This window comes from Polynucleobacter sp. HIN8 (assembly GCF_030297615.1).
Lineage (GTDB): Bacteria > Pseudomonadota > Gammaproteobacteria > Burkholderiales > Burkholderiaceae > Polynucleobacter.
In genome coordinates, this window is record NZ_AP028139.1 from 1,321,280 (window position 1) to 1,348,233 (window position 26,954).

28 protein-coding genes and 2 tRNA genes are annotated in these 26,954 nt (G+C 48.1%); 13 read left to right on the forward strand and 17 right to left on the reverse strand.

The annotated features are described in order from the left end of the window. Positions 1 to 21: 21 nt before the first annotated feature. Together ilvN and QUE65_RS06955 are read right to left on the reverse strand one after the other, a co-directional pair. Positions 22 to 513 carry an acetolactate synthase small subunit gene (ilvN, locus tag QUE65_RS06950; protein ID WP_108508744.1) on the reverse strand — a complete coding sequence of 164 codons (492 nt, stop codon included), beginning with the start codon at positions 511 to 513 and terminating at the stop codon, positions 22 to 24. After that, on the reverse strand, positions 513 to 2,318 hold the full coding sequence (locus QUE65_RS06955; protein ID WP_286280267.1) for an acetolactate synthase 3 catalytic subunit: 1,806 nt from the start codon (positions 2,316 to 2,318) through the stop codon (positions 513 to 515). Before QUE65_RS06955 ends, ilvN begins: the two co-directional genes overlap by 1 nt. 242 nt (positions 2,319 to 2,560) lie before the next feature. On the opposite strand from QUE65_RS06955, the gene QUE65_RS06960 reads away from it, so the two are divergent. Genes QUE65_RS06960 through QUE65_RS06975 form a run of 4 tightly spaced genes read left to right on the forward strand, consistent with a single transcriptional unit; the run spans position 2,561 to position 4,703 of the window. Continuing rightward, entirely contained in the window at positions 2,561 to 3,130 is a 570-nt protein-coding gene (locus tag QUE65_RS06960) for an RNA polymerase sigma factor (protein ID WP_286280268.1), read from the forward strand. Then, positions 3,130 to 3,594: a DUF3619 family protein gene (locus QUE65_RS06965; protein ID WP_286280269.1), complete on the forward strand. Its 465-nt coding sequence runs from the start codon at positions 3,130 to 3,132 to the stop codon at positions 3,592 to 3,594. The genes QUE65_RS06960 and QUE65_RS06965 overlap by 1 nt, the downstream gene beginning before the upstream one ends. Then, positions 3,594 to 4,145: a DUF3106 domain-containing protein gene (locus tag QUE65_RS06970; protein ID WP_286280270.1), complete on the forward strand. Its 552-nt coding sequence runs from the start codon at positions 3,594 to 3,596 to the stop codon at positions 4,143 to 4,145. Before QUE65_RS06965 ends, QUE65_RS06970 begins: the two co-directional genes overlap by 1 nt. A 9-nt stretch (positions 4,146 to 4,154) precedes the next feature. After that, a complete protein-coding gene (locus QUE65_RS06975; protein WP_286280271.1) occupies positions 4,155 to 4,703 on the forward strand; it encodes an RDD family protein in 549 nt (182 codons plus the stop codon). Here QUE65_RS06975 and QUE65_RS06980 read toward each other — a convergent pair. From QUE65_RS06980 to QUE65_RS07015, 8 genes are all read right to left on the reverse strand, one after another. Then, positions 4,700 to 7,207 carry an ABC transporter permease gene (locus tag QUE65_RS06980; RefSeq protein WP_286280273.1) on the reverse strand — a complete coding sequence of 836 codons (2,508 nt, stop codon included), beginning with the start codon at positions 7,205 to 7,207 and terminating at the stop codon, positions 4,700 to 4,702. The two genes, QUE65_RS06975 and QUE65_RS06980, sit on opposite strands and share 4 nt — an antisense overlap. Before the next feature lie 5 nt (positions 7,208 to 7,212). Then, on the reverse strand, positions 7,213 to 7,998 hold the full coding sequence (locus tag QUE65_RS06985; protein WP_286280275.1) for an SDR family oxidoreductase: 786 nt from the start codon (positions 7,996 to 7,998) through the stop codon (positions 7,213 to 7,215). Positions 7,999 to 8,021: 23 nt separating this feature from the next. Continuing rightward, complete coding sequence (locus tag QUE65_RS06990; RefSeq protein WP_286280277.1) at positions 8,022 to 8,684, reverse strand: ABC-type transport auxiliary lipoprotein family protein; 663 nt, start codon at positions 8,682 to 8,684, stop codon at positions 8,022 to 8,024. After that, the gene (locus tag QUE65_RS06995) at positions 8,681 to 9,592 is read right to left on the reverse strand and encodes an MlaD family protein (RefSeq protein ID WP_286280279.1); all 912 of its coding nucleotides are present in this window, start codon (positions 9,590 to 9,592) and stop codon (positions 8,681 to 8,683) included. The genes QUE65_RS06990 and QUE65_RS06995 overlap by 4 nt, the downstream gene beginning before the upstream one ends. Continuing rightward, entirely contained in the window at positions 9,589 to 10,344 is a 756-nt protein-coding gene (locus tag QUE65_RS07000; protein ID WP_286280281.1) for an ABC transporter ATP-binding protein, read from the reverse strand. The genes QUE65_RS06995 and QUE65_RS07000 overlap by 4 nt, the downstream gene beginning before the upstream one ends. Further along, the gene (locus tag QUE65_RS07005) at positions 10,344 to 11,504 is read right to left on the reverse strand and encodes an ABC transporter permease (RefSeq protein ID WP_286280283.1); all 1,161 of its coding nucleotides are present in this window, start codon (positions 11,502 to 11,504) and stop codon (positions 10,344 to 10,346) included. Before QUE65_RS07005 ends, QUE65_RS07000 begins: the two co-directional genes overlap by 1 nt. A gap of 314 nt (positions 11,505 to 11,818) precedes the next feature. Beyond that, complete coding sequence (locus QUE65_RS07010; RefSeq protein WP_286280284.1) at positions 11,819 to 12,727, reverse strand: DMT family transporter; 909 nt, start codon at positions 12,725 to 12,727, stop codon at positions 11,819 to 11,821. Positions 12,728 to 13,062: 335 nt separating this feature from the next. Beyond that, positions 13,063 to 13,139: transfer RNA gene (locus tag QUE65_RS07015), tRNA-Arg, on the reverse strand. A gap of 18 nt (positions 13,140 to 13,157) precedes the next feature. Between QUE65_RS07015 and greB the strand changes: the two genes are divergently transcribed. Continuing rightward, positions 13,158 to 13,652, forward strand: a complete 495-nt coding sequence (gene greB / locus QUE65_RS07020; RefSeq protein ID WP_286280285.1) for a transcription elongation factor GreB — start codon at positions 13,158 to 13,160, stop codon at positions 13,650 to 13,652. A gap of 3 nt (positions 13,653 to 13,655) precedes the next feature. Here the strand turns inward: greB and QUE65_RS07025 are convergent, their stop codons facing one another. From QUE65_RS07025 to QUE65_RS07040, 4 genes are all read right to left on the reverse strand, one after another. Continuing rightward, positions 13,656 to 15,944: a RelA/SpoT family protein gene (locus QUE65_RS07025; RefSeq protein ID WP_286282487.1), complete on the reverse strand. Its 2,289-nt coding sequence runs from the start codon at positions 15,942 to 15,944 to the stop codon at positions 13,656 to 13,658. Between the two features lie 69 nt (positions 15,945 to 16,013). Beyond that, positions 16,014 to 16,217 (reverse strand): DNA-directed RNA polymerase subunit omega, encoded by a 204-nt coding sequence (rpoZ, locus tag QUE65_RS07030; RefSeq protein WP_108508758.1) that lies wholly within the window; start codon positions 16,215 to 16,217, stop codon positions 16,014 to 16,016. 52 nt (positions 16,218 to 16,269) lie between these two features. Then, on the reverse strand, positions 16,270 to 16,899 hold the full coding sequence (gene gmk / locus QUE65_RS07035) for a guanylate kinase (RefSeq protein WP_353506661.1): 630 nt from the start codon (positions 16,897 to 16,899) through the stop codon (positions 16,270 to 16,272). A 5-nt stretch (positions 16,900 to 16,904) separates the two neighbouring features. Next, positions 16,905 to 17,831 (reverse strand): YicC/YloC family endoribonuclease, encoded by a 927-nt coding sequence (locus QUE65_RS07040; protein ID WP_286280287.1) that lies wholly within the window; start codon positions 17,829 to 17,831, stop codon positions 16,905 to 16,907. A gap of 35 nt (positions 17,832 to 17,866) precedes the next feature. Between QUE65_RS07040 and rph the strand changes: the two genes are divergently transcribed. The 3 genes from rph to hemW are packed head-to-tail and all read left to right on the forward strand — an operon-like array spanning position 17,867 to position 20,356. Beyond that, the gene (gene rph / locus QUE65_RS07045) at positions 17,867 to 18,586 is read left to right on the forward strand and encodes a ribonuclease PH (RefSeq protein ID WP_286280289.1); all 720 of its coding nucleotides are present in this window, start codon (positions 17,867 to 17,869) and stop codon (positions 18,584 to 18,586) included. Further along, on the forward strand, positions 18,583 to 19,197 hold the full coding sequence (gene rdgB / locus QUE65_RS07050; protein ID WP_286280290.1) for an RdgB/HAM1 family non-canonical purine NTP pyrophosphatase: 615 nt from the start codon (positions 18,583 to 18,585) through the stop codon (positions 19,195 to 19,197). The genes rph and rdgB overlap by 4 nt, the downstream gene beginning before the upstream one ends. After that, positions 19,190 to 20,356, forward strand: coding sequence for a radical SAM family heme chaperone HemW (gene hemW, locus QUE65_RS07055; RefSeq protein ID WP_286280291.1), 1,167 nt, complete (start codon positions 19,190 to 19,192; stop codon positions 20,354 to 20,356). Before rdgB ends, hemW begins: the two co-directional genes overlap by 8 nt. 4 nt (positions 20,357 to 20,360) lie before the next feature. Here hemW and QUE65_RS07060 read toward each other — a convergent pair. Further along, a tRNA-Ser gene (locus QUE65_RS07060) sits at positions 20,361 to 20,450 on the reverse strand. A gap of 158 nt (positions 20,451 to 20,608) precedes the next feature. On the opposite strand from QUE65_RS07060, the gene QUE65_RS07065 reads away from it, so the two are divergent. Beyond that, positions 20,609 to 20,863: a type II toxin-antitoxin system Phd/YefM family antitoxin gene (locus tag QUE65_RS07065; protein ID WP_286280292.1), complete on the forward strand. Its 255-nt coding sequence runs from the start codon at positions 20,609 to 20,611 to the stop codon at positions 20,861 to 20,863. Positions 20,864 to 20,868: 5 nt separating this feature from the next. Then, positions 20,869 to 21,273 carry a type II toxin-antitoxin system VapC family toxin gene (locus QUE65_RS07070; protein ID WP_286280294.1) on the forward strand — a complete coding sequence of 135 codons (405 nt, stop codon included), beginning with the start codon at positions 20,869 to 20,871 and terminating at the stop codon, positions 21,271 to 21,273. A 5-nt stretch (positions 21,274 to 21,278) separates the two neighbouring features. Here the strand turns inward: QUE65_RS07070 and QUE65_RS07075 are convergent, their stop codons facing one another. Beyond that, positions 21,279 to 22,394: an NAD(P)/FAD-dependent oxidoreductase gene (locus QUE65_RS07075; protein WP_286280295.1), complete on the reverse strand. Its 1,116-nt coding sequence runs from the start codon at positions 22,392 to 22,394 to the stop codon at positions 21,279 to 21,281. 90 nt (positions 22,395 to 22,484) lie between these two features. On the opposite strand from QUE65_RS07075, the gene pgi reads away from it, so the two are divergent. Next, positions 22,485 to 23,990, forward strand: coding sequence for a glucose-6-phosphate isomerase (pgi, locus tag QUE65_RS07080; protein ID WP_286280297.1), 1,506 nt, complete (start codon positions 22,485 to 22,487; stop codon positions 23,988 to 23,990). A gap of 4 nt (positions 23,991 to 23,994) precedes the next feature. After that, positions 23,995 to 25,380: a phosphomannomutase/phosphoglucomutase gene (locus QUE65_RS07085; RefSeq protein WP_286280299.1), complete on the forward strand. Its 1,386-nt coding sequence runs from the start codon at positions 23,995 to 23,997 to the stop codon at positions 25,378 to 25,380. A gap of 11 nt (positions 25,381 to 25,391) precedes the next feature. Here the strand turns inward: QUE65_RS07085 and panD are convergent, their stop codons facing one another. Further along, entirely contained in the window at positions 25,392 to 25,754 is a 363-nt protein-coding gene (gene panD, locus QUE65_RS07090; protein ID WP_286280300.1) for an aspartate 1-decarboxylase, read from the reverse strand. A 69-nt stretch (positions 25,755 to 25,823) separates the two neighbouring features. Here panD and nadA point away from each other — a divergent pair, with 69 nt between their 5' ends. Further along, positions 25,824 to 26,951 (forward strand): quinolinate synthase NadA, encoded by a 1,128-nt coding sequence (gene nadA / locus QUE65_RS07095; RefSeq protein ID WP_286280301.1) that lies wholly within the window; start codon positions 25,824 to 25,826, stop codon positions 26,949 to 26,951. Positions 26,952 to 26,954 lie beyond the last annotated feature (3 nt).

Genomic DNA, 26,954 nt, shown 5'->3' on the forward strand with positions numbered 1-26,954 from the left:
TTAAATAAAGAGTGATTAAAACTAAACTTTCAGAATACGTTCACCGCGCCCAATTCCTGAACCACCAGAACGGACAGTTTCAAGAATGGATGCGCGATCAATTGCACTAATGAATGCATCTAACTTACTACTCACACCAGTGAGCTCAATCGTGTAACTTTTATCAGTCACATCGATAATGCGTCCGCGGAATATATCCGTGGTGCGCTTTAATTCCTCGCGCTCCTTACCAACAGCCCGCACTTTGATCATCATCAGTTCGCGCTCGATGTGTGGGCCTTCCGTTAAATCAAACACTTTCACCACCTCAACCAAGCGATTGAGGTGCTTGGTAATTTGTTCAATCACATCATCTGAGCCAATCGTGACCAAGGTCATGCGGGATAGGGATGGATCTTCAGTCGGTGCGACGCTAAGAGTCTCAATGTTGTAACCGCGAGCCGAGAATAAGCCAACGACTCGCGAGAGCGCTCCTGGCTCGTTCTCGAGCAAAACAGAAATAATGTGACGCATTAGAGATCCTCACTTCCAAGCAGCATCTCACTAATGCCCTTACCTGCTTGTACCATGGGCCAGACGTTTTCCTGCGGATCAATCTGGAAATCCATAAACACTGTGCGATCCTTTAATTTGAGAGCTTCTTTGAGCGCGGGCTCAACATCTGCTTTGGTCTCAATGCGCATCCCCACATGGCCATACGCTTCAGCCAACTTCACAAAATCGGGCAATGAGTCCATGTAGGAACTGGAATAGCGTTTACTGTAGGTTAATTCTTGCCATTGACGCACCATGCCTAAATATCGATTGTTTAAGGAAACAATCTTGATCGGCGTGTTGTACTGAGTCAGCGTTGAAAGTTCTTGAATACACATTTGGATCGAACCCTCTCCGGTGATGGTAACGACCTCCTGATCTGGGAATGCTTTTTTAATGCCCATGGCATAAGGCAAACCAACGCCCATGGTGCCTAAGCCACCCGAGTTAATCCAGCGCCGTGGTTCATTGAACTTGTAGAACTGGGCTGCCCACATCTGATGTTGGCCAACGTCTGAGCACACAAAGGCATCGCCCTTGGTCAGCTCCCACAGTTTTTCAACGACGTATTGAGGCTTGACGATTTGGGAATCACGATCGTACTTCAAGCAATCGCGCTTCTTCCATTCATTAATCTGATCCCACCAGGCTTTCACCTTCGCTTGATTCTTGCGCGCCGGTGCCGCTCTTAATTGAGCACTCATATCAACCAAAATCTCTTTGAGATCACCCACAATCGGAACGTCTACCTTGACGCGCTTTGAAATCACCGATGGGTCAATATCAATATGAATAATTTTGCGAGGATGACTTGCGAAGTGCGCAGGGTTACCGATCACACGATCATCAAAACGGGCACCAATTGCAATCAATACATCGCAGTGCTGCATCGCCATATTAGCTTCATAGGTGCCGTGCATTCCAAGCATGCCCACAAACTGCTGATGCGTCCCCGGGAATCCACCCAAGCCCATCAGAGTATTGGTCACTGGATAACCTAAAAGCTCAGCAAACTCTTTGAGTTCCTTGGCGGCTTCGGCCATGATGATGCCGCCACCGGTATAAATGTAAGGGCGCTCAGCCTCTTGCAATAGGGATACTGCTTTACGAATCTGCCCGCTATGCCCCTTGATCACCGGGTTGTATGAACGCATGCTCAAACTATCGGGATAGACAAAGGGCCCTTTAGTCGCCGAAACATCCTTTGGAATATCGACCAATACAGGTCCAGGACGGCCGGTGCGAGCAATATGAAAGGCTTTTTTAAGGGTCACCGCAAGATCGTTCACATCCTTGACCAAGAAATTATGTTTTACGATCGGACGGGTGATGCCTACCGTATCAGCCTCTTGGAAGGCATCCTCACCAATAGCATAGGTCGGCACGTTACCGGTAATGATGACCATCGGAATGGAGTCTGTGTAGGCGGTTGCAATACCAGTTACGGCATTTGTGACCCCAGGACCAGAAGTAACAAGAGCAACACCGACTTTGCCAGTGGCGCGCGCGTAACCATCGGCCGCATGAACCGCAGCTTGTTCATGGCGAACTAAAATATGTTCAAACTTATCTTGCTTGAAGATCTCGTCATAAATAAAGAGAACCGCACCACCGGGATAGCCCCAGACATATTCGACTCCCTCAGCATGCAAGGCATGCACCAACATCTCAGCACCAATCATTTCTGGGGCAGGTTGTTTTGCAGGGCTTGTGGAATCGGATTGAGGACCGGTAGCGGTCTGACCACCTTTGGTGGCTAAAAACTCAGCATTACTCGTATTCATTGTCATTTTCCTTTGCAATTTTCGGCAAAAAATTGTTTAGGCTGTTCTGTCCCTTACTTATGGTCCGGGTTCGAACGGCACAGCCGCAAAGAAAAAAGACTGCCACTTCTTGGATGGTTTCTTTGCGGTAAGCCTGCCATTGTAAAGCAATAGCCTAGAATGAGTGGGTTTAGGCTGTATTTTGGGTCCATTCATCGCAAGCAAACCACAAAAACAACGATCATTTATTCGTAGTAATCCACATGGCATCCGCCCAAGAACTCGATCAATTTCTAGCTGGCGTTGAGAAAAAAGCCTTCAAACAGGCCGTCTATGCGGTTCGGGATGAGGCGGCCGCTCTCGATGTTGTACAGGATGCGATGATTAGCTTGGCCCAAAAATATGGTGATCGGCCCGCCGCAGAGTTCCCGTTAATTTTCACCCGAATTCTGCAAAATCGGATTCATGACTGGTTTCGACGTCAAAAGGTCCGTTCGACCTATGAGACCCCCTTCTCCGCTCTGGGGGCTGGCATGGATGGGGAGGAGGATTTTGACCCCCTTGAACTGATTGAGATTCGGGAAGAAGGCCAAATGCCTTCGGATGCCTCTACAGCGCTGGCCAAGCGTCAGCTTTTGGCCACTCTGGAACAAGAAATATCAAAATTGCCACATCGTCAACGGGAAGCCTTCCTCATGCGTTATTGGGATGAGCTTAGTACGTCCGAAACGGCCCTCGCCATGGGATGCAGCGAGGGAAGTGTTAAAACCCATTGCTCCCGAGCCGCCCACACTTTGGCAGCTGCTTTAAAGGCCAAGGGGATTGTGTTGTGATGAAAGATACGAATCAGAAACAATTTGCGAGTTCAGTGGAGGAGCGTTTTGCAAAACGCGTCACCAGCCTACTCAATACCAGTAGCCACGAACTCAGTGGCGATACCCAAGATCGCCTGCGCGAAGCACGCTTGCTTGCCGTCAATCGGGCAAAGCCTGAGCTGGTCTTTGTTCATAGCTTACAAACCGCACATCCTGGTAATAAAAACTTTTCTTGGGAGAAGCCACTTTGGTCGCTAAGCAGCTGGCTAATTCCAATTGCCATCGTGGTATTTGGTCTGATTGCGATTGCAGAATGGCAAGAAGATCAGCGCATTAAAGACATCGCCAATGTGGATATTGCCCTGTTGACGGATGACGTGCCACCCGATGCATTTGTCGATAACGGTTTCATGGCGTATCTAAAACTTAAAACCAGTGCCAAGCCTCAAGAAGCCACTCCGTCAGAGGATGAAAAAATCTAGTGAGAACCGCTCGCATCACGTTTCGTGTTGCCTCCCCGCTTATTAGCTTGGTGCTAATTTATCCGGCATATGCTCAGAATTCCACCGCGGTTAATCCTGCGGAAGCTAAAACCGAAATCAAGAAAGCAACAAATCTTGACTGGCAATACCTGAGCCCTCTTCAGCAAGCAGTGCTTACTTCTCTCGAGTCCGACTGGAGCAGTTTTACAAACGCAAGTAAGACTAAATGGCTGAAAGTGGCCAATCGCTACCCGACCATGTCGAGTGCTGAACAGGAACGCTTACAGTCACGAATGGCTGCATGGGCCAAACTTCCACAAAAAGATCGGCGTCTAGCCCGTGATAACTATCTTTCTAGTTTGCAATTCCCTCCGGAGCAAAAAGCAGCTGCTTGGCAAGCCTATCAACAGCTTTCGGAGGAAGAAAAACAGAAACTAGCTCAACAGGAGCAAAGTCGTAAAAAGACGGGCGCCGTAACATCACCTGCCATACAAACACGGCAACCCCTCAATTCATCGAACGCCTCATCGTCTAGCGCCACAATCAAATAAACTGTGGGGATGAACCCCGCCGAGATAAATGCTTTGCCAACCCCTCGATTTTGGCGACGGGTATTTTGTAACCTCTACGAACAACTGCTCCTCGTTGGAGTTCTAGCGCTTACCTTTATGGTTCCCAATTTATTAATTGGGGTTCTATTTGGTATTGCCATTCCCAGTTGGCTCAGTTTTTTCTACTTGTATGGTGTGTTGGGGTTTTACTTTGTCTGGTACTGGCGACGTAATGGACAAACTTTGGCCATGCAAACCTGGCGTATGCAAATTCTGACTGAGGATGGTGGGCTGCTAGCCAAAAATCAGGCACTTTGGCGTTACGTCTACGGCTCGCTATGGATCGTGCCCTGCCTCATTGTTCACGCAATCCATCCACTACGAGGATGGCAAATCATTGGTTTATTGTTTTTAGTTTCTCTTTTCCTTTGGCCGCTTAGCACCTATTTGGATCGCAAGCATCGCCAGGGCATACCAGATCGGATGGCACAAACTAAATTGGTTCAGTTACCACCAAAATCGAAGGTCACAGCAACTTCGGTTTCTACGACTGACTAGACTTCGCGCAAGCACTCCATCGTGCTTGCCGTCTGAATCTTTTGCTGCAAGCGAAATCCGGCAAGCAAACTCACGCATACCCCTAGAACAATACCAAGTCCAATCGCGGTACCAAAGGAGTAGAACTCAATTTCCAATACGTATCGACCCAAAGCCCACGTGGTCGCACTGGCAGCCAAACCGCCCAATAGGCCTGACAAAAATCCAATGGTGGTGAGTTCAATGACAACGAGTTGCGCCAGGGTTCGCTTCGAAGCACCCACCGCCTTGAGCAGAGCCGCATCCCGGAAACGATCGTCTTGCGTGGAGCCAATGGCGGCAAACAGTACCAAAATCGCGGCACACAAAGTAAAGACCAATAACAGACCCAAGGCACTCGCCAGACGATTTAACACCTCCTGAATTTGGCGTATTGAATTCTCAATATCAACAATGGTTAAATTCGGATAGGTTTGTGCCAACTTGAGATCCAAATTTTCGCGTTCTTTGGGCTGGTGGTACGAAGTAATCCAAGATTTTGGGAAATCATCCAAGGCCTTCGGCGGAAAGATCACAAAAAAATTAACCTGCATGGATCCCCAATCGAGTTTGCGCATCGAGGTAATGGGTGCAGTAATTTTTTGACCGGCAATATCAAAACTCATTTGATCGCCCATGCGAAGATTGAGGGTCTTCGCAATACCACTCTCAATCGAGATTTGTGGAGTGACCGAATTACCAAACCATTGACCGGCAACTAACTGATTGTCGCTTGGTAATTGATTGGTGTACGAGAGATTGAATTCACGATCGACTAGGCGGCGGGCATTATCGGTTTGGTAATTGTCAGGCATCACCTCTTGCTCATTAATATGCGTGAGTCGCCCCCGAACCATTGGATATAGCTGAGCCTCAGTAATGCCTCCGGCAATTAACATACGCTGCACTTTTGCTTTCTGATCATTTTGGATATTGATCAAAAACCGATTCGGGGCGTTATCAGGCACATTGGCTTGCCAACTTTGCAATAAGTCTTGGCGCAACAAAAAAATCAGTAGGAGCGCCATGATGGCTAACGCCAAAGAGCTCACCTGAATCATGGCAAAAGCAGCGCGGCGTGATTGTGTGCTGATCGCAAAGCGGGTCACAAAGCCGATCCTCGCAAGGTAACTTGATTGACTAAAGCGCTCAAGACCCCACAAGCCAAGCCAAGCGAGCCCCGCAAAGAGGAATGCGCCAAGCCCAAATGAACCAGTTGCCCAAACCAGCAACTTCAGATCACGGGTTGCCCAAAATACCAATGCCAAACAACTAATGAATCCAAATAATGCAATCGATTTAGCAGCCAGTGGTACCTTGCCAAACTCTCGGCGCACTAAACGCAATGGGGAGATCTGACTTAATGTCAGGATTGGTGGTCCTGCAAAACCAAAAAGAAGTAAGAGTGCAAACACCACGCTCCAAACCACGGGCCATACCGAGGGCAATGGCAGACGAGTCTGAATAAGCCCACCCAAGAGTTGCATCAACAGCTCTTGAGCAAACCAGCCAATGAATCCCCCAAGAATAGTTGCTACGACACCAATCATCGTGAGGATATACAGTTGTTTGCGAAGAATTTGCGCCTGACTCGCACCAAAGCATTTCCAAACTGCGCAGCTATCGGCTTGCTTGAGAACATAGCGCCTGGCAGCAAGGGCAATTGCTAAGGCGCAGATTAAGGCAGTCATTAAAGCCACAAGCGATAAGAAGCGTTCTGCACGCTCTAAGGTTTTGCGCATGACCGGCTGAGCATTCTCTAGGGACTCAATGCGAATACCGCGTAATTTTTGTTGCTCAATATGATTGAGAGCCCAATCTTGGTAGCCCCGAATTTGAGGATCGGTTCCAGATAGCAGTAGGCGATAGGTCACTCGACTACCAAAGCCAATCAACCCTGTACTTGCTAAATCATCAATACCAATCATGGCTCGGGGTGCAAAGTTCATAAAGGCTGCACCGCGATCGAGTTCCCGCACAATGACTGCATCAATCCGAAATTGACGATCGCCAATGCTCAGTGAATCGCCTAACTTTGCACGCAAGGAAATTAATACGGCGGGGTCGACCCAAACCGTATTTTTGGGAGGCATTCCGGTGACCTCTTCAATCGATCGTTCATCGACCCTACCGTCATGTACTTGACGACTAATTTGCAATTGCCCCCTGAGGGGATAGAGGGCACTTACGGCCTTTAGTGAACTTAATTTACTTTCGCCACCATGGCTTACCATGCTGGGGAACACCACTGTTTGGGCAATGTTTAGTTTCTGAGACTTTGCCGCCTCAATCAATGCGGGTGGGATGGGCTGATCTGCAGCAATCAATAAATCGGCAGCCAGCAGCGTACGGCCATCGATTTCAAAGCTGCGTTGAAGACGATCGGCTAAAAAGCTGACGCTGGAGAGCGCAGCTACCGAAAGCACAAGGGCAATAAAGAGCCAAAAGAGCTCCTTAGCGCGAAGCTCTTTTAGGAGCATCTGCATATTAATTAAATACTGGGAACCTGACCACCATCCACCCGAATTACAGAGCCAGTGATGTAGGAAGCATTTTGACTTGCTAGGAATGCCGCGGTATCGCCATACTCCTTTGGATCACCATAACGACCCGCAGGAATAGTTTTCAAACTTGCGCTCACAACGGCGTCGTAGGTGATGTTCTCCCGCTTCGCACGCGCCTCATCGAGTTGGCGTAAGCGATCGGTTGCCACTCGACCCGGCATGATGACATTTACGGTTACCCCATCGGCGGCCACCTCCGCGGCCAAGGTTTTGGACCAACCGAGTAATGCAGCTCTTAACGTGTTTGAAATCGCTAGATTACGAATCGGTACGATTGCTCCGGAAGTGGTACTAGTAATAATGCGGCCCCAACGACGCTCACGCATCCCTGGCAAGACCCGATCGGTAATTTTCATAAGGGAGAGCACCATTTCCTGAAAGCTTTTTTGCCACAACTGCGGATCTTGACCGCTCGCTGGTGTTGGTGGTGGTCCACCAGTGTTATTAATCAAGATATCGACTGGTCCCAACTGGTTTTCAATCGTCTGTACATGACCATCAATTGCATTGAGATCCGCGAGATCCCAATTTAAGGCGAGCGCCTTGCCGCCAACCGACTCAATCATTTTGACGGTCTGTGCGAGACCTTCGGCATTTCGACCGGTCACCGCAACCTGGACGCCCTCCCGCGCCAAAGAATGTGCCATCGCCTGACCTAAGCCTCGGCTTGATGCCAGCACTAATGCAGTCTTTCCCTTAATTCCTAAATCCATCGTGCACTCCCTTATTCGTTGTTTTACTTATTAGTTGACTTCGGCTGAGACAATGACTTTGGCAGTTTCTTTGTGCCAGCATCCAAATCCACTTCATAACGCTGCAAGATGGTGGCGAACGCTTGCTGCAAGCCATTGGCTAACGTACCTGGACGATTATCCTTTAAAGGCACGCGCTGTGTGTAACGGTTACTCATTAAGATCGGATTTTGAGTACCGGTTGATAAAACGGTTAGATAAAAATGGATGCTAACCACGGCTTCAGGCTGGCCTCGATAATCCCCATACAGTTCAGTAACATTCACTTGAAGTGCGTAATACGGAAAGAAGGTATTGCTTTGGTTCACTGCCGCCTTAAAGATATTGGCTTCGCTAATCCATTGGCGCGTCGCATTACTCACCATCTCAGCAGGAGTGGAAATATACCCGTTATAGAAATCCTTCTCATAGCGCTGATCGCCTAAGCGATAAACCATGGATTTACTATCGAATGGTCCGTCAACGGATACGGGACCAACCTTCAACCAAAAATCGGTGTTTGGCTTACGAGGCTCTCCAGTTCGTTTTGGATCAATCAACCAAGTGCTTGTGTCCAGATTGGGTCGGGTAGGCGCACAGCCAACCAATGGAGCAATGGCTGCAAACAGGACCAATACCCGGGTAACGTGACGCAGTGAAAAGCTCATGGTTGGGCTCCAGTTTGTGGCAAGGTAATGCGTGGTGGGGGCTCTCCCCAAACCATGCTACTCGGATATCGACTAGCCACTTTTGCAAAATCATTTAACTGATCGGTAATTTGCTTGAGATTATCGATTGAGCTAATGGTATCGCCTTGCATACTTGAGAGGGTTTGGCGCAGGATAACGGTAGTTGCAATCACTTCACGCATCAAGAGCTCAAGCTCTGTCTTATTAGCTACCTCATCGATCCTGCCAAGCAATACATTGAGTCGTTCAACCGATTTAGCAATGCCAGTATTGTTGTTACCATCACCACCAATAATAGTGTTGAGATTGGTTAGTAGCACATCAAATTTCTTCTGGGTTTCTGCTAAATTCATTTCACCCAAGTTATCCAATACTTTACGGACTCCCGAAAAAAAGATGTCGGTTTGACTGGGCAAGGCATCAATCACCAAATACTGTGGCTTCCAGTTATATGGAAGAGTTTTGTAATTACCCATATCGCGCACATAATCGAGTTCAACATAATTCACGCCCGTAATGCCTTGGCTTTTGACGCGAGCACGCAAGTCCTTGGGTAATTTTTTAGTTGGGCCTAATAATTTTTCCTCATCGCCATCAATCAACATCCGCACCACCACATACTCTTTGCGCTCGGGGAAGGGTTCATTTGACTCATACAAACTTCCCGATAAACCAATAAAAGTAACTTGCCCTACTTTCACTCCCCGAAAACGCACTGGCGCCCCCACATCCAATCCCGTAATTGATTGCTCAATATAGGTTTCTACCATGATTGTTTTCTTGAAGAGTTGACCCGTTCCAAATATCAAAATCAACGCAAGAATGGCAGCAAAGCCGGCAAATACGAATAATCCCAAGCGAAAGTAATTTGGATTCGATTGACTCATGCTGCTTCCTTCGACATAACGCGATTAAAAAATTGATGCACTTTGGGATCCGTACTCGTATCTCGCAAGACCCTCGGGTCTCCTTGCGCAATAATACGTTTAGTATCTTTATCCAACATAATTACCCGATCCGCAATCGCATAAATACTAGCCAACTCGTGTGACACGATTACAAAGGTAATGCCTAAGTTCTTGGCCAAATCAAGAATGGTCTGATCTAAATCGGCTGATGTAATCGGATCAAGTCCAGCAGAGGGCTCATCCAGAAACAGAATCTTTGGGTCTAGGGCCATGGCGCGCGCAATGGCTGCGCGCTTTTGCATCCCCCCGCTAATCTCATTGGGCATGTAGTTGGCGAAAGGCAATAATCCCACCAGATCCAATTTGCAACGCGCTAATAGATCCATCTCATCATCATCTAGCTCGGTGTACTCCTCCATAAATAGTCGCACATTTTCAAGGAGCGTCATTGAACCAAATAATGCGCCCTGCTGATACATCACCCCAAAATGCGTCATGATGTCTTGGCGTTGTTGGCCGATTGACCGGGTAATATTCATGCCCTCAATCCACACATCACCTGCTAGAGGTTGGTAAAGCCCAAATAGGTTTTTAAGCAAACTTGATTTACCACAACCCGAGCCACCGAGAATAATAAATACCTCACCATCAGCGACTGAGAAATTGAGATTTTGCAACAGCACTTTGTTGCCATAACCCACAGTCAGATTTTTGACCTCAATTGGATTCATTAGAAACCTGTCCGATACGAGACGTAAGCAAAAATTCCATCGACTACCGTAATCATCACAATACTACTCACCACTGCTCGCGTTGTAGAGATCCCGACCGCTGCGGCACCAGTGCCCGTTTGCATCCCTCGCAAACAACCCACACTAGCAACCACCACGCCAAATAAGGTAGCCTTAGTTAATCCCGAAAAAATATCTTCCAGTACCACAGTATTGAGAACACCTTCATAAAAATTAACTAAGGGTACACCGTAGATCAGCATCGTGAGCGAAGATGAAAAAACACTTACTAGATCGGCATAAATGGTTAAGATCGGCGCCACCACCAAACCTGCTAAGACTCGGGGCAGAACCAAAAAGCGAATGGGGTTTAATCCAGCCGTCACCAAAGCATCGACTTCGCTATTAACAGTCATAGTGCCGATCTCAGCAGCAAATGCAGCGGAGGATCGACCCGCTAAAAGGATGGCAGTAATTAAAGGCCCCAACTCTCGAAAGATCCCCAAGGAAACGAGTGGCCCAACAAAAGTGATCGCTCCAAACTTTTCCATGCCAATGGCTGATTGAAACGACAAGATCACACCAATTAGAAAAGCAACTAATCCGACGATTGGCATCGCAGCAAGACCTGCTTGCACAGCAACGCTTGCAAAATCTTGCCAACGGACCTTCAGGGGGTTACGTGCGGCCCAAATCAGTTCGCTTGCGACCTGGCCAGTGAAAAAGATAATGCCCCGAATATCATTCCAAAGTAAGCTCGCTGCCTTGCCAGCCTTAACGAATATTCCGTCGTCTAAACCCTTTTCCTCTTTTGGGAATAATTTTTCAAAGGGCGTAAACCGCTTTAATTGATTTTGATGGGTGGCACTAAATCCTCGTAACTCAATCGTTCCCCCATGCAGTGTTTGGGCATGCTGCAGATCGATTAAAAATGCCAGTCCGGCACCATCAATGTACTGAATTCCTGCCCCATCAATTTGCAAGGTTTTACTCGCAGAATCTTGTGTCAACCAGGCAATTTGACGATCGCGAACTTCTTGCCATGTATGACCCAAGGTATTGGCACTAATTTGTCCCGATAGAGTCACGCAAGCAGTCGCTCCCGATGCGCGCCAGTTTGCAACTGGGGCCGTTGAGGTTGTGCGTTTGGGAGAAGCCATATTCTGACTATTAAAGCAAAGAATCGTGACTTATAAAAACTTGCCACTGGGGCAAATCAAGGAATATGGCGCGGCTGGCAGGATTCGAACCCACGACCCCTTGGTTCGTAGACAGCGTAGCTAAGTGACGATTTATTTAATCTAATCAATGAGTTACGCAAAAACATTTTTACTACATTTCTGCCTAAAACTCGCTGTAACTCTTTGAAACTCGCTAAAACTCGCCAGAATGTAGTAAAAGTTTTGGCGAAAAACATTGATCCGCCATGATTATCACTGGCAGCAAAATTAGTCATAAATGAGTATTTCTGAAATTATTTTTTATTAACCAATGAAACACCAAGAACTGCGATAACACCGCCAACTATCATTGAAATCAATATAGGCTCACCAAGCAATATCGCCGAGAATAAAACCCCGAATGCTGGCACTAGATTAGTAAAAATTGCTGTTCGTGATGGTCCTACTGTTTGAATGCCTTGGTAATACCAAATAAATGCGAGAACAGTACCAAAAGCGCCTAAGTAGAAAACTGAAGTCCATACGCGCCAATCAAGGAGAATCCAATCAATAGTCTTGAACTCTCCAATAGCGCCAATGCTTAAAAAAATAAAGCCCCATAAAGTGCCGTAAGTGGTTGCAATAATGGGTGAAAGGGTCTCCAAGACCTTGCGTGAAATTAATGTGTAAGAGGCCCAACTAAAAACAGCACCAAGCATCATTAATTCACCAAGCCCAAGTGATTGACTGATGTCAGTAATCCCTCCTACTAAATCACCTCGTGTAATCACAACTATTGCGCCAAGTAGGGCAATCACAATGCCAACCCAACGTCGCATACCAAGCCTCTCGCTAAAAATGAGGCCTGCCAAAATGGCAGTTACTATTGGAGTAAGACTAACAAATAATGAAGTACGTCCGGCCGGTATTCTTGCCAATGCACCAAAAAAACAGATGTTATAAAGAAAAATGCCTGTAAAACCTAAAACAGCCGTGAGTAATATTTGGTCCCGATTTAATCGCGGCAACTTTCCTTCCATCTTCACTGCAACAATTACCAGCAATATCGAGGCAATAAAAAATCTGCCAAATGCCGCTGTCATTAGTGGCAATGCCTGAGCCAAAGTTTTTCCTGCAATAAAAGTGCCGCCCCATAGCGCGGCAACCATAACCAGCTTTACTGCCAGTAATGGGGTCATCGCCGAGAGATTGGCTGTTTTCATTGCCGAAGAATACATTAGGAAAAAACCTATACCGGTCAGAATGAAAAACTGCCAGACGATGTTTTTGAGATTTAATGGTATCCAGGGTGGTACAAAACTGCGGATAGAGTACTTGTACACCTACCAAGTACTCTATCCATTTGGGATCTACTGGCAATTGAGAAAATTGCTTATAAACCTTATCCCATATGGGATTAATCAAAAGAAAACGCCACCCTGAGGTGGCGTTTTGAGCTACTTTTTAAGAAAAATGTAGTAAGAGCCCCCAAAAAAGGCGGAATGTAGTAATTTGTAGTAAAAACCAAAATACCCATCGCCCGGAAACCCCCGTCAAATGGCGCGGCTGGCAGGATTCGAACCCACGACCCCTTGGTTCGTAGCCAAGTACTCTATCCAACTGAGCTACAGCCGCATCAGGCAGAATTATGCCATGGATACGAAGAACTACATCACGCCGGCTGGGCATGAGGCACTAAAAACTGAGCTTTTGCATCTTTTGGACCACGAGCGTCCTGAAATTGTGCAAGTAGTCCATTGGGCCGCATCCAATGGAGATCGCTCAGAAAACGGCGATTACATTTACGGTAAGAAGCGTTTGCGCGAGATTGATCGACGCATTCGCTTCCTCAATCAGCGTTTAGAGAATGCGGTCGTTGTCAATAATCAAGAACGGATTACAAAAGGTGGTGATCCTGAGCAAATTTTTTTTGGGGCAACTGTTATCTATAGCGATACCGAGGGAACGGATACCCAAATCCGGATTGTTGGGGTCGATGAGGTCGATCTCGAAAAAGGCTATGTGAGTTGGATTTCACCAATTGCGAAAGCCCTAATCAAAGCCAAAGTGGGTGACACCGTTCGCATCCAAACGCCTGCGGGTGTTAAGGAAATTGATATTTTGGATGTACGCTACGAGGACTGCTAAGAACTAGACGCTTTTATTGCGGATTACCCGGAACACGTCGGTGTTGGCGCGCAAACCGCGTAACACTCGAGAGAGATGCAAACGATTTAATACTTGAATCGTAAAGCGCATCGTCACAGAGTCTTCTTTGTATTTATCATCCATCGAAACATTTAAGATGTTCGAATCAGCCGATGTAATCGAACTCGCAACGCGGGCGAGCACACCCTTTCCTTGCTTAGTATCTACCGTAATAGCCACATCAAACTCTCGCTTAGTATCTTTACTCCATTGCACACCAACCCATTTATCACTGTCTTTTGACAGCATGCGATGCGCCACCTTGCAATCCTGGGTGTGGATTTGTAATCCCTCCCCCTTACCCAGATAAGCCATGATGTCATCGCCAGGAATCGGATGGCAACAGGTTTGAAAACTGACCGACATACCCTCACGACCATCCACGACCAGAGATTGCGTTTGCGTCTCATGATCCGAACCACCCCAATCGTTCGAGCCGAGACGCATTTGCTCAGACCCACCCTCTTCACCAACTAGGATTTTTAAACGAGTCGCTAACTCAGCAGCGGTCCGTCGTCCCAAGACAATATTGACGCAAACCTCCTCGCGGGATTTATCGCCGGTCCAATGCAATAACTTTTCCCAAATCTCCGGGGTTAAGAGTCCTGCATCGACACCCTGATGTCGCAGCGCGCTCGCTAATAAACGTTCTCCCAATTGCAATGCTTCGGCATAGTGCTTGGTTTTCAATGAATGACGAATGGCAGCGCGAGCTTTACCGGTGCGTACAAACTCCAACCACCCTGGGTTTGGCTGTGAAGATGTGGAGTTGATCACTTCCACAATGTCCCCATTCTTGAGTTCGGTACGCAGCGGCAATTGCAAATTATTAATCTTGACCGCAACGCAGGTGTTCCCGAGATCACTATGGATGGAGTAGGCAAAGTCGAGGGCCGTTGCGCCCCGTGGCAACGCACGGATTTGGCCTTTAGGAGTAAATACATAGACCGCATCGGGGAACAAATCGATCTTGACGTGCTCTAAAAATTCTTGTGAGTCACCGCTGTTATCTTGAATATCAACGAGCGACTGCAACCATTGGTGCGCGCGGTTTTGCACTTCACTGAGTTCCGGTGAGCCATCCTTATAAGCCCAATGGGCCGCTACCCCAGACTCAGCCACGGCGTGCATGTCCGCGGTGCGTACCTGAAACTCGACCGGCACCCCAGACGGACCCACTAAGGTGGTGTGTAAGGATTGATAGCCATTCAACTTAGGAATCGAGATGTAATCCTTAAACTTACCAGGCATAGGTTTATAGATGGAATGCAAAATTCCAAGGGCGCGGTAGCACTCATCGATCGTACGGACGGTAACTCGGAAAGCGTAAACATCCAAGACTTGCGAGAAGCTCAAATGCTTACTGCGCATTTTGTGATAAATGCTAAAGAGGGTTTTTTCACGACCCTGCAAATCGACCTCAATCCCAGCCTTGGCAAATTGCATCCGCACCGCATCCAGAATCTTGTCAACCATCTCACGACGATTACCGCGCGCCTTCTTAACCGCTTTCTCAATCGCCCGAAAACGCATCGGCATGGAATGCTTAAAGCTGATGTCTTGTAAATCACGGTAGATTAAGTTGAGCCCCAGACGGTGTGCAATCGGGGCGTAGATTTCCATCGTCTCTAATGCAACCCTGCGTCGTTTTTCAATGGGGACCGCATCAAGAGTGTGCATATTATGGGTTCGGTCAGCCAACTTGACCAAGATGACGCGCACATCACGGGCCATTGCCATAAACATTTTCCGAAAACTCTCAGCTTGAGCCTCGGCATGACTCTGAAACTCCAATTTATCGAGTTTGGTTAAGCCCTCAACCAGCTCAGCCACTTTCGTACCAAATTGATTGATGAGGTCGGTCTGAGTGCAGCCAGAATCCTCAATCACGTCGTGGAGCAAAGCGGCCATGATGCTCTGGGCATCTAAACGCCAAGTTGCGCACAGCTCGGCAACCGAGACCGGATGACTAATATAGGGTTCGCCGCTTTGGCGGTACTGACCCAAGTGCGCGGCGTCTGCGAACTGAAACGCTTTCTTAATCTGGTTTATTTCCTCAGGCTTTAAATAATGAAGCTTGTCGGTTAAACCGGTAATTGATACAACTTGCTGCTTGGGGGGTAATGTGGGTTGTGAGGTGGGACCAAAAAGATGGCGGCTCGACTGCTCCAACAAAGAAGCAATTACACTTCGGGCGGGGTTGGCGCTTGGTAAAGAAGCGCTTGTGCGCATCTGACTAGACGAGACTTCGTCTAGCGAACCCGTTGTGGTGACAGTTGACGCCACAGCGGGACCTCCGGCTTAGAGAGGTACTTTGGTCAACATATCCCGATCGGTTACCCCAACAGCAATCTCACGCAAAGCAACAACCGTTGCTTTATCTTTTGCGTCGACTCGGGCTGCGTGTCCCTGAACTAATTGCCGGGCGCGGTAGGTGCCAGCTAGGACCAACTCAAAACGATTGGGAATGGTTTTTAGACAATCTTCTACAGTAATACGGGCCATTCTGAACTCACTTATTTAGATTAACCCCTATAGGATACCCGATGACTGGCTATCACGCCCCAAGTCGCTTGACCAAGGCTGGGTAACGCGCCATCATGGGCCCTGTCCGCAGGCGGCTAGCAGCCACAATCGCCTGCAAGTCGCGTAGGGCGTCTGCAAAGACCTCGTTAATGACAATGAAATCAGCTTCCTGGGCGTGTTGTAACTCGATGTGGGCAGCTGCAACACGCTTTGCAATCGTAACCTCGTCATCCTGGCCACGCTTATGCAAACGTTCCTCAAGAGCCTCAATTGAGGGAGGAAAGATAAAAACCCAAATCGCCTGAGGAATTAATTTGCGAATTTGCTGAGCACCTTGCCAATCAATTTCTAAGATGACGTCATGGCCTTGTTGCATTTGGCCCTCAATCCAAGAGCGCGAAGTGCCATAGAGATTGCCATGCACTTGCGCAGACTCTAAAAAATCTCCGGCAGCCTGCTTAGCCAAAAAAGCGTCCTGAGTAATAAACGAGTAATCGCGCCCATCCAGCTCACCGGCACGCGGTGCGCGCGTGGTGCACGATAGCGAGAGCTGCAAACGATGGTCAGACTCCAGGAGTGCATTCACCAAAGACGATTTACCAGCCCCTGAAGGGGCCACAATCATCAACATGCTACCTTGGTAAGATTTTGGAGTGCTCATGGTCATCACTCCAAATTTTGCACTTGCTCGCGCATTTGCTCAATCAATAATTTGAGTTCCAAGGCAGTGTTTGTGCAGTCCTCATGAACTGATTTGGATCCAAGGGTATTAGCTTCACGATTTAGCTCTTGAATCAAAAAATCTAAGCGCTTACCCACGGCCCCACCCTCTGCAATCGCGGTCCTTGCGACCTGAATATGCGTTTTAAGACGAGCTAACTCTTCGGCAACATCAATACGAACCGCATACAAAACCACCTCCTGCCGAATACGCTCTAGCAACTCGGTATTAAAGGGGATATTGGCTTGCGTCGCATGAACACCCAAGGCTTCCTCGATCCGAGCCACTAATTTGTTTTGATAAAGGGTCACAATCTCAGGAATACGAGGTTCAAGTTTGGTCACCATGCCTTGCATCGCATCAAGAGCATTCGTTAAAACCTTGGCGAGCGCCTGGCCCTCAGCCTGCCGTGATTGAAGCAACTGCTGCAAGGCCTCCTCGCCGGCCTTCAGAATTGCGCCATGCCACTGGTCCTCAGCGGTATCTGAATCCGCAACCACACCCGGATAGCGCAGAATATCGGCAATGCGAAGCTCCTCTGCGGAAGGAAACTGTTCCCGAATCGCATTTTGTGCATCTTTCAAGGCCCTCAGCTTGGCGAGGTCTATTGCAATTGCACTTTGGGAGTGCCCATGCTCGCTTGAGCTTTGACGCCAAGCAGCCCGAACCTCAACCTTGCCGCGCTTTAGATGTTTATTGAGGAGCTCACGCAAAGCACCCTCAGCGCTTTTGCACTCATCGGGTATCCGAAAGCTCAGATCCAAAAAGCGGCTATTAACTGCCCGAATCTCCACCTGAAGATTGGCAAAGCTCCCCTGACCAATCGTAATCGGGTGGGAAGCGCTGCCATAACCAGTCATGCTCGATATCATGTAGGCATTGTAAATTGCAAAAAAGGAAGTCTTCCATGAATCGTCCCAGCCAACGCCAAGCACGTGATCTGCGGCCCATCACCATCACCCGCTCCTTTACAAAACACGCCGAGGGCTCGGTCTTAATCGAATTTGGGGACACCAAGGTTCTTTGCACCGCAAGCGTTCTCGAGAAGGTACCCCCCCATCAAAAAGGCTCGGGTGAAGGCTGGGTAACCGCCGAATATGGCATGCTGCCCCGCTCCACCCACACCCGATCGGATCGCGAAGCTGCCCGGGGCAAGCAAAGCGGACGTACTCAAGAGATTCAGCGACTGATTGGTCGAGCCTTGCGCAGCGTCTTCGATCTCAAACGACTTGGCGAGCGCACTATTCATCTTGATTGCGATGTGCTTCAAGCCGACGGGGGAACGCGTACCGCAGCGATTACCGGTGCCTATGTTGCTGCCCGCGATGCAGTCAATCGTTTGCTTCACCAGAAGCTGATTACCTCCGATCCAATCATCGATAGTGTGGCGGCGATCTCGGTGGGTATTTATCAGGGCGTTCCTGTTCTCGATCTTGATTACGCTGAAGACTCCGACTGCGATACGGATATGAATGTGGTGATGACCGGTCGTGGTGGCATGATTGAGGTTCAAGGAACGGCCGAAGGGGCTCCGTTCTCACGCTCTGAACTCGACACACTATTAAATCTTGCTCAAGTTGGCATTGAGGAGCTAACGCGTATCCAGAAAAATGCCCTGGCCGCATGAACCAACGCTTGGTATTGGCTTCGAATAACGCAGGCAAGCTTCGCGAGTTTGCGCAATTGTTTGAGCCCTTTGCAATTGAACTCATTCCTCAGGGACAACTTGGGATTAGCGCAGCAGAGGAACCCTTTGATCGCTTTATCGATAATGCCCTAGCGAAGGCGCGGCATGCCAGCAAGCTCAGCGGTTTACCTGCCATTGCAGATGACTCAGGCATTTGTGTGGATGCCTTAGGTGGTGCACCCGGTGTGCGATCAGCCCGCTTTGCCGGTGAGCATTGCTCAGATACCGATAACAACCAAAAGCTCTTGTCCTTACTGGTGGGTCATGCAAACCGTCAAGCTCACTATGTATGCGCCTTGGTAGTGGTTCGGGACGCTGATGATCCCAATCCGATCATCGTTGAAACGCGTTGGGACGGTGAGATTGTCGATGAGCCACGCGGTCAAGAGGGCTTTGGCTATGACCCCTACTTTTATTTACCGCAATTGCAAATGACCGCTGCAGAGTTAAGTCCAGAGCGCAAGAATACGATTAGCCATCGAGGCCAAGCGCTGGTTCAGTTAATGAGGCAATTACAGAGCGATTCGTTTTTTTATCGACCCCATGCTTAAGGCTGCAATCGCGCTCACCGCGCTCCCTCCTCTCTCGCTATATATCCATTTCCCCTGGTGTGAGCGCAAGTGTCCCTATTGTGACTTTAATTCGCATCAGGTCAAAGATGGCGGATTTAACGAAAGTCGCTATATCGAGGCGCTCGTTACCGATCTTCAAACCGAGCTTCCCAATGTATGGGGTCGTCGAGTCCATACCATTTTTATTGGGGGCGGCACTCCTAGCCTGTTATCTCCCAAAGGCCTCGATGATCTTTTATCGCATGTACGGGCTCTCATCCCCATCGAGCCCCATGCTGAAATTACTCTTGAAGCCAATCCAGGATCGGTCGAATCGGGTAAGTTTGCTGAATTTGCCAGTATTGGCATTAACCGTGTGTCCTTAGGGATACAGAGCTTTAACTCAGATCATCTCAAGGCATTGGGACGGATTCATAATCAGCACGATGCGCGCCGCGCCATTGAAATCGCACACGATCATTTTGAACGCATCAATATCGATCTGATGTACGCCCTTTCCAAGCAGACCCTTTGCGAAGCCCAGGCTGATCTCAAAGCAGCCTTAGCATTTGATGTATCCCATCTATCGCTCTACCACTTAACACTCGAACCAAATACCTATTTTGCGAGTCATCCGCCACCACTTCCGCACGAAGATGAGAGTGATGCCATGTTTGAATCGGCATTAGAGACACTGGCGGCGCATGGCTTTGGTCGGTATGAAGTCTCGGCATACAGCAAGCCAAAGCAACAGTGCAAACATAATCTGAATTATTGGGAGTTTGGTGACTACATTGGCATTGGTGCTGGTGCGCATGGCAAGATCTCGTTTCCGGATCGAATAACACGGCAGATCCGTGAACGCCACCCTGAGACCTATATGAGCAAGATGACCGAACAGGGTCACGCCGTCATTGAAAACCGAGTGCTCACGCAAGACGATTTACCCTTTGAGTTCATGTTGGGCGCCCTTCGACTCATTGATGGGGTGCCAACAGCAATGTTCTCGGAGCGAACGGGTCTCGGGCTCACCGCGATTAGCAAACCGATTGCAGTGGCTCTTCGTAAAGGATTATTGGACGAAGATCCAACTCGACTCAAAGCCAGTCCACTGGGCATGCGCTATCTCAATGACTTGCAGGAATTGTTCTTGAAATAAGTGGTGGCGGAAGCGGTGAGATTCGAACTCACGGAGGACTTTCATCCTCGCCAGTTTTCAAGACTGGTGCATTCAACCACTCTGCCACGCTTCCTCTGAAGCCACGATTATAAGTATGTAATCAAAAACCTCACTTTTTTTCAGCCAAACCTGACAGACAGCCGATTAATGAACTGGTTCAATCTTCCTTTTGCAAATGGTTCGGTATCTCGATAAAATAGTCATAATTCTAGTCAGAATTAGGAGATCGAGATGCAATGGCCCATTCAAGACGCAAAAGCTCGCTTTAGTGAACTTCTTAAGGAATGTATGAACCAAGGTCCACAAATTATTACGAAGCACGGCACCCAAATGGCGGTATTGATACCAATAGACCAGTGGTTAGCAATGACCAAATCTAGCCAGCCCAATATCAAAGATTTGTTAATCAGTCGACAAGCTCTCAGTGATGACTTAAAAATTCCGCAACGAGGAAAAGAGCGTCACCGAAAACCAAGTGAGATTTAATTCATATGTACCTACTCGATACGAACGTCATCTCCGAATTACGCAAACCAAAACCACATGCAGCAGTTTTGGAGTGGCTGCAAAACGTACCTGCATCCAGCATTTTTATATCTGCTGTAACGATTGGTGAAATTCAAACGGGTATTGAGATCACTCGTGAGCAAGATTTAAGCAAGGCGAATGAGCTTGAGTCCTGGCTCAATCAAATCATTGCAATGGGTCAAATTATTTCACTCGATGCTGAGTGCTTCAAACTATGGGCAAAGCTCAAACATCGTCAATCCAACACGATATATGAGGATGCAATGATTGCGGCTACAGCAATCCTCTTGAAATTAACCGTTGTAACCCGCAATACCAAAGATTTCAAACGCTTTAAGGTGCAACTGCTCAATCCTTTTGAAACCTAATCCTCTTATCTAAGGAGGCTTTTTAAATACTTCGCGATTGCCAAACTAGAGGTTAATGCGGGTGACTCAAAGCCAAAGAAGTTGTAGAGGCCTTCAATTCCATGCGCATTGGGGCCATCGATCCGAAAGTCCCCAGCGGGTTGATCTTTCGATACGATCTTGGCACGCACACCAGAGTAGTCGGCCTGCAAACTGCCATCCTTGAGTTCTGGCCAGTATTGTCGGATGGCTGCATAGAATCGCTCGCCCCGCATCGGATCGACCGCATAATTGATTTGATCCTCCGACTCAATCTCGAGCCACTCCACATCGGGACCAAACTTAGCCTGACCCGCCATATCAAGGGTTAAATGCACACCCAAGCCACCCGGTTCGGGTACGGGGTAAATCAAATGGCGAAATGGTGACTTGCCAGCCAAGGAAAAGTAATTGCCTTTAGCAAAATAGGCTTTAGGAATGTGTTCCGTTGGTATTCCCTCTATGCGTTGTGCAACTGCTGGGGCACTCATACCCGCACAATTAATAAGATACTTCGTTTGCAGTTGCATCGCATCAGCACCGCCCACCTCCAGCTCAAATCCTCCAGGGATCGCGCGCGCATGATTTAAAGGTGAGAGATAAGCAACCATCCCGCCCGCATCCTCAAAACCACCAAGCAGTGACAGCATATAAGCATGGCTATCCACAATGCCGGTAGTTTTTGACCAAATTGCTGCGGCAACACGAAGATCCGGCTCTAGAGTATTGGCTTCTTTGGCTGTGATGAGGCTGATTTCACGTGCACCATTTTGCTGAGCGCGATAGAAAATCCCATGCAGATCGTCAACCTGCTGTGGATCGCTTGCCACAATTAATTTACCGTAGCGCTGGGTCCCAACTTGATGGTCGCGGCAATACTCATAGAGCATGCGATTACCCTCAACGCATAATTTTGCTTTTAATGAATCCTTTGGGTAATAAATGCCCGCATGAATAACTTCACTATTTCGGGAGCTGCTAATGGTTCCAAACGATGCTTCCCGCTCGAGTAATACAGTTTCATGACCTTGCAATGCCATTTCTCGGGCGACTGCCAAACCAACAACTCCAGCTCCCACCACCACACAATCCAGTTTTTCCATATTAATTTGTTATTTTTTGATGCCAAATCGTACCATTTCATTGAAATTTAATCTTGATGCTTTTGATGCCCTTATTGATAAAATCACTGCATGACCGCACTCTCTAACGCAGAATCATCGAGTAACCCCTCAAGCGCAATTTTTGGCTCCCTTCAAGCGGCTGGTATCGTTTTGGATCTCGCCTACCAGGGTATTGACGCTAAGGATTGGAAACGATTATTTGCGAACGCTCAGGAAGCAAAGGTCAGTGATCACTTAAATGCTGTTTTTAATGGTGAGCGTGTAAATACAAGTGAGCATCGCCCTGCACTGCATACGGCACTGCGTAATCTCGATAAGAGTCCGATTTTGGTCGATGGTAAAGATGTCATGCCAGAGATCGCTGAAGTCTGGCAACGAATCGAGGGCTTATGCAATAAATGGGTAGGTGTGACCGATTTAATTCATATTGGTATTGGGGGCTCAGACTTTGGCCCACGACTTGCTGTGCAAGCCCTCGCTCACTCAGCGAATAAATCCAATCGCGGGCTGCGAGTTCATTTTGTAGCCAATGTCGACAGTGCTGAACTAAGTCATGCTTTAGAGCGTGCTCAAGCCAACAGTACCAAGGTATTGATTGTGACCAAGTCCTTTGGTACAGCCGAGACTTTGATGAATGCACGAGCTGTTCTTAATTGGTTTAAAACCAAGAACCTCACCAGCTCACAAATCCAAAACTCCTTGTTTGCAATTACAAGCAATGTCCAAGCAGCCAAAGAGTTCGGCATTCAGGCAGAGCATATCTTTCCCTTTTGGGATTGGGTTGGCGGACGATTTTCGGTATGGTCTGCAGTCGGTCTACCCATCGCACTGCAATACGGCTTTGATACCTTCAAACAATTTTTGCAAGGCGCTAATCACATGGATCGCCATGCGATTAGCGCTCGCGCCGATCAAAATCTTCCAATTCTGATGGCCTTGGCTTTGTACCATCAACAAACTAAACATCATTCCAAGGCATACGCCGTGATTCCATATGCACATGCCCTTGAACTATTTCCATACTGGTTGCAGCAATTAGATATGGAGAGTCATGGCAAGCAAGTGGATCGCTTTGGTAAGCCCGTATCACTTAGCTCTCCCGTTGTCTTTGGTAGTGCTGGCACCAATGCGCAGCACTCGTATTTTCAGTTACTGCATCAAGGTCCAGAGTGCATTCCGGTTGATCTAATTGCTGTTAAAGAACCTATGAGCGCTCTTCCAGAAGCCAAGGATCATCACTACGCTCTCTTAGCCAATTGTTTGGCACAAGCCCAAGCCTTAGCCTTAGGTCGTGATGCGAGCGACCCCAATCTTAGCTACCCTGGAAAGCGTCCCAGTAATTTAATAGTGCTGCCCAAACTAGATGCCTATCATTTGGGCGCCTTACTTGCTCTTTATGAGCATCGTGCTGTTTGCTTGGGATCGCTGTGGGGCCTAAATAGCTTTGATCAGCCCGGAGTTGAACTTGGCAAAGTACTAGCAAAACCCATTGAACGCGCCCTCCAAGAAAAAGAGGGTTCGGGTGATACCTTGGACTCCATCACTACTGCCAGAATCCATTACTTCCAGAAATAATTCCATGAATGTTCCTGCCTCGATTTTTAAAGCCTACGATATCCGCGGCATTATTGATGAAACTCTTAATCCACAGATTGCTCGAGCAATTGGCCAAGCCTTTGGTAGTCAAATGCGCGATTTGGGAGAGACAGATGTTGTCATCGGTCGAGATGGTCGACTCTCGGGCCCAGTTCTGATTGAGGCCCTAACCGAGGGTTTGCTATCGACCGGTATTAATGTGATTGACCTAGGGATGGTCGCCACGCCAATGGTCTACTTTGCTACCCATCAAACCATTGGAAATTGCCAACCCAAATCTGGGATCATGATTACCGGCAGCCATAATCCACCCAATTACAACGGCTTTAAGATGGTACTCGGTGGATCAGCGATTTATGGCGATCAGATTCAGGGGCTGCGCCAGCAAATTGAAGCGGATGATTTTCGGCAAGGCAGTGGAAAACGTTCCAGCTTCAATATCTTCCCTCAGTACTTACAAACCATTGTTCGCGATGTTCGCCTAGCCAGACCCATGAAAATCGCCGTCGATTGCGGCAATGGCGTGGGTGGCGCGTTTGCTGGAGAATTATTTCGGGCTCTGGGTTGTGAGGTGCAAGAACTCTTTTGTGAGGTTGATGGGCATTTTCCCAATCACCATCCGGACCCTGCCCACCTTGAGAATCTTCAAGACCTAGTTCGCAATCTAGCAAGCACCAATAATGAACTGGGTCTTGCCTTTGATGGCGACGCCGATCGACTTGGTGTTGTAACCAAAGATGGCGAGGTGATTTTTCCGGATCGGCAAATGATGCTGTTTGCGAAGGATGTACTCAGTCGCAATCCAAAGGGCCAAATCATTTATGACGTCAAATGTACGCGTAACCTTGCCCCATGGATCCGTGAACATGGGGGCGAGCCTCTCATGTGGAAGACTGGCCACTCCTTGGTCAAGGCCAAGCTGAAAGAGACTGGTGCTCCGCTAGCTGGTGAGATGAGCGGTCACATCTTTTTTAAGGATCGCTGGTTTGGATTTGATGATGGTCTCTATACTGGCGCCCGCCTACTAGAAATCCTTAGTCATTTTGATAATCCAAGTACAGTGTTAAATGCCCTACCGAATGCCATTTGCACCCCTGAATTACAACTTCCATGTGCCGAAGGTGAATCTTTTGTCTTGCTTGAGAAAATCAAGGCTAACCCCAAGTTCCCAAGTTCTCAATCAATTAATACGATTGATGGTGTGCGGGTTGAGTATGCCGATGGCTTTGGTTTGGCTCGCCCCTCGAATACAACACCGATTGTAGTACTCCGATTTGAGGCTGATTCGAAAGAAGCGATTCAACGAATCCAGCAAGAATTCAAAGCGGCTCTTTTGGCTGTGAAGCCGGATGCAAGATTACCGTTTTAGTAGAAACCCACTTAAATCTTTTTAATTTCTTTAATCCGATTTTGCTCGTCGACTAGAACAATTTTGGGATTATGGGTTTTGGACTCGGCGTTATCAATGGGTCCGTAAGTACAAATAATGAGATGGTCACCCACGTGGGCCTTACGAGCAGCGGCACCATTTAAAGAGATCGCACCTGAACCTCTGGGTGCCTTGATAATATATGTGGAGAATCGCTCGCCATTATTAATGTTGTAGAGCTCTATCTTTTCATATTCACGCATATCGGCTGCATCCATGAGATTCTCATCGATCCCACAGGAACCTTCGTAATGCAAATCGGCCTCGGTGACGACCACCCGATGTAACTTAGCCAATAACATGATCCGCTTCATAGAAATCCCCTTTAAGCATGGGATTCTATCGCGAAAGTGATTGCGAGTTAAGATTGATGGATGAGCACAATGAATGAATCACTCTCGACCGGTAATTTTTATGATTACCCCCAGCAAGATGCATCGGGGGCTACTTGTATTGCACAGGCGTGGGCCAAAACGCCTGCACCGCTTGGTTTAGAAGAGAAACGGGATGTGATTGAGCGCATTAAGGCCTTATTGAAGGCAAGGGATGCGGTCATTGTGGCGCACTATTACGTCGATGGCGATATTCAAGATCTTGCAATGCAAACTGGGGGTTTTGTCTCCGACTCCTTAGAGATGGCTCGGTTTGGTAAAAATCACGCTGCCCAAAATTTAATCGTTGCTGGTGTGCGATTCATGGGTGAGACTGCGAAGATTTTGAGTCCCCAAAAGCACGTGTTCATGCCAGACCTTGAGGCAACCTGCTCGCTTGATTTAGGGTGTCCCGCGGAAGACTTTCGTAAATTCAAGTCCGCCCATCCAGATCGAGTCAGCGTGGTGTACGCCAACACGAGTGCCGCTGTGAAAGCCCAGGCGGATTGGATGGTGACCAGTTCTTGCGCACTAGCCATCGTGCACCATTTGGATCAGCAAGGTAAGAAAATATTGTGGGCCCCCGATCGGCATTTAGGGCGTTACATTCAAGAACAAACTGGTGCCGATATGATTCTGTGGAATGGCGCTTGCATTGTGCATGATGAATTCAAAGCAACTGAACTAGCAGCAATGCGCCAGAAGCATCCCAATGCCATGGTTCTTGTTCATCCAGAGTCACCGCAACACGTTGTCGATCAAGCAGATGTGGTTGGCTCAACCTCAGCGATGATTAAAGCGGTACTTGAGGGTAGTGCTCCTGAATACATAGTGGCCACTGATCAGGGCATCTTGCACCGCATGCGTCAACTCGCGCCTCAGAAAAAGTTGATTGCAGCACCAACCGCTGGTGAGAGTGCTACCTGCAAAAGCTGTGCCAATTGCCCTTGGATGGCCATGAATGGCTTACACGGCATCTTGCAATGCTTAGAGCATGGCATTGGCGAGATTGAAGTGAACGAGCCTATTCGTTCCGAAGCGCTTGCATGCATTCTTCGCATGCTGGACTTTACTTCAACCAACCCAGAGTTATTAGCCAAAGCGCAACATGGCTTTATTAAAAATATTGGCGCTGCATAACTC